The 2,914-nt window shown below is 45.6% G+C and carries 2 protein-coding genes and 1 pseudogene; 1 reads left to right on the plus strand and 2 read right to left on the minus strand.

Annotation, left to right across the window (positions count from 1 at the left end; translation table 11 throughout):
• Positions 1–70 precede the first annotated feature (70 nt).
• Positions 71–949: a 16S rRNA (cytosine(1402)-N(4))-methyltransferase RsmH gene (rsmH, locus tag IM473_RS11610; protein WP_287658527.1), complete on the minus strand. Its 879-nt coding sequence runs from the start codon at positions 947–949 to the stop codon at positions 71–73.
• Positions 950–979: 30 nt separating this feature from the next.
• On the minus strand, positions 980–2,491 hold the full coding sequence (ilvA, locus tag IM473_RS11615) for a threonine ammonia-lyase, biosynthetic (RefSeq protein WP_287658528.1): 1,512 nt from the start codon (positions 2,489–2,491) through the stop codon (positions 980–982).
• A 198-nt stretch (positions 2,492–2,689) separates the two neighbouring features.
• On the opposite strand from ilvA, the pseudogene IM473_RS11620 reads away from it, so the two are divergent.
• Positions 2,690–2,914: pseudogene (locus tag IM473_RS11620) on the plus strand (helix-turn-helix domain-containing protein); the annotation flags it as partial.

A 2,914-nucleotide genomic window follows, 5' to 3' on the forward strand; every position in this document is an offset into this window, starting at 1 on the left:
AGCCTTTCTCATCAAGATAACGACTCCCCAAAACCAGAGAGTTTGTACCTCACAATTAAGATAACTGCTATCAGATAACCTCTGATTCTGTCTTTTGGGCTATTCTTAGTTTAGCCGAACGAGAACGAGGATTTTTAGCTTGTTCTTCTCGACTGGGAATAATCGGCTTTTTCGTGATAATTTTCAAGGAATTATCTTCGCGAAAGCCATACTTGATCAGACGATCTTCTAGACTATGAAAACTGATCATAGCGATAATTCCCCCGGATTTTAGCCAGTGGGGGGCTTGATGTAACAATTTTTGCAGAGAATCTAATTCTTGATTAACAGCGATGCGTAGGGATTGAAAAACCCGCGTTGCCGGATGAATACGTCCATAACGGTAACTAGCGGGGACAGAACTAGCGATGACAGCCGCTAATTCTGTAGTGGTAGTAAAGGGACGTTTTTGGACGATAGAACGAGCAATAGGACGAGATAAACGTTCTTCTCCGTATTGATAAAAAAGATCGGCTAAGTCTTTTTCCTGCCAATGGTTGATAATATCGGCTGCCGTCAGGGATTGACAGCGATCCATTCGCATATCTAAGGCTGCCGTGTGGCGAAAACTAAAGCCGCGCTCGCTCTGATCGAATTGGGGAGAACTGACTCCTAAATCGGCGATAATGCCATCAAAACTGCTATTTTGTCCATTATAATCGGCGAAGTTCCCCCACCAGAGGGTTAAACGGCTATCTAGATAGGGGGCAAGACTAATTTTAGCGGCTTCTAGGGCGCTTTGATCGCGATCGATGGCGGTTACTTTCGTTTCGGGATGAGCTTCTAAAAGCAAGCGGCTGTGTCCACCACCCCCTAGGGTAAGATCGAGATAATGCCCCCCGGGTTGAATATTTAAACCGGCGATTAATTCTTGACTCAAAACGGAAATATGGGGAAAATCTTGATTCATCTGTACTGATAACTTCCTGAAAATGGCGATTTAACCTAAAAATAACTGATAGGCCCGGTTTTGACTTTCATCCCAATAGCGATAGCCGAGAGTATCGAGAAAAGCTTGCCATTGATTCATTTCATCGGGGGGGACCTGTATGCCCACGACGATGCGCCCATAATCGGCCCCGTTATTGCGATAATGGAAAACGCTGATATTCCAGTGGGGACTCATGGAGGCGACAAATTTCATTAAAGCCCCCGGTCGTTCGGGAAACTCGAAGCGATAAAATAATTCATGATCGGCTAAATGCGATCGCCCTCCCACCATGTGGCGCAGATGCAATTTAGTTAATTCGTCATCGCTAATATCGAGGGTTTTAAAGCCGCAAGCTTCAAAACTCTCGGCTAATTTCTTGGCATCGCTGCGATTTTCGATCTGGGCGCCGACAAAAATATGTGCTTCTTTTTCATCGGCAATACGATAACTAAATTCGGTTAAATTGCGCTTGCCGACACATTCGCAAAAACGCCGTAAACTGCCCGGTTGTTCGGGAATAGTCACAGCATACAACGCCTCGCGCCGTTCCCCTAATTCCGCCCTTTCCGCCACAAACCGCAGACGATCAAAGTTCATATTCGCTCCACAAGCCACAGCAACGAGGGTTTTATCCTCAATTCCTTCTCTTTCTACATAAGCTTTCGCTCCTGCTACCGCTAACGCCCCCGCAGGTTCTAAAATCGAGCGTGTATCTTGAAAAACATCCTTAATCGCCGCACAAATATCATCCGTATCCACGAGGATAATCTCGTCCACATACTGCTGACAGAGACGAAAAGTCTCCTCTCCCACCTCGCGCACCGCCACCCCGTCGGCAAATAATCCCACTTGGGACAAACGCACCCGATAACCGGCTTTTAGGGATTGATTCATCGCGTCTGAGTCCACGGGTTCCACCCCGATAATTTTAATTTCTGGGCGTAAACGCTTGACATAGGCTGCAATACCTGATATTAGCCCACCGCCACCAATAGCGACGAAAATCGCCTCGATCGGTTGCTGATATTGTCGTAAAATTTCCATACCGATCGTACCCTGGCCGGCGATTACCTCCGGATCATCGAAGGGATGGATAAAAGTTAAGCCTTTTTCCGCTTCTAACTGCCGCGCGTAAGCATAGGCATCATCGTAGGTGTCACCGTGCAGGACGACAATCCCCCCCCGGGCTTTTACTGCGTCGATTTTGACTTGGGGAGTGGTGACAGGCATAACGATAATCGCTTGGGTTCCCAATTGCCGCGCCCCCAAAGCGACTCCCTGGGCATGATTTCCCGCCGAAGCAGCAATTACACCTTTTTGTAACAAATCCCTTGACAAATGCGCCATTTTATTGTATGCGCCGCGCAGTTTAAAAGAGAAAACCGACTGCATATCCTCGCGCTTGAGTAAAAGCTGATTGTGCAAGCGTTGGGAGAGATTGGGGGCAAGTTCTAAGGGGGTTTCTTGGGCGACATCGTAGACGCGTGCGGTGAGAATTTGAACCAGGTAATCGCAGTACATTATTCTTTTTTGGCGGTGCGGATTCGCGAGTCAGGCTAGGATCCAGAATAGATCATCGTCGGTCGGGTTAGCAATAGACCTCTTGGATAATTTTTTTATGGTGTAGTGAAAGGTTTTGCTTTTTTCTCGATTTTTAGATGGAAGTGGAAAAAAGAATAAAATGTGATCTTAGGTCAGGAAATCATCTATACTTTTGCTATATTTATTAGCAAAAGTATGGATGATCAAGACTTATCAGATGAACAGTTCAAACGCCGTTTCGGTGTGTATAAACAAACCTAAAGAAAGATGGTAGAATCAGTAAAAAGTGTTGAAGCTGAATCTAATTCAGTATCTAAAAGGAGACCGAAACCTAAACTATCTATAGAAGAACAAGAACGTTAGAATATTGGCGAGAATATAGAACATATTTTCACATTGGTA

It is taken from the genome of Microcystis sp. M015S2 (assembly GCF_020245945.1).
Classification (GTDB): Bacteria; Cyanobacteriota; Cyanobacteriia; order Cyanobacteriales; family Microcystaceae; genus Microcystis.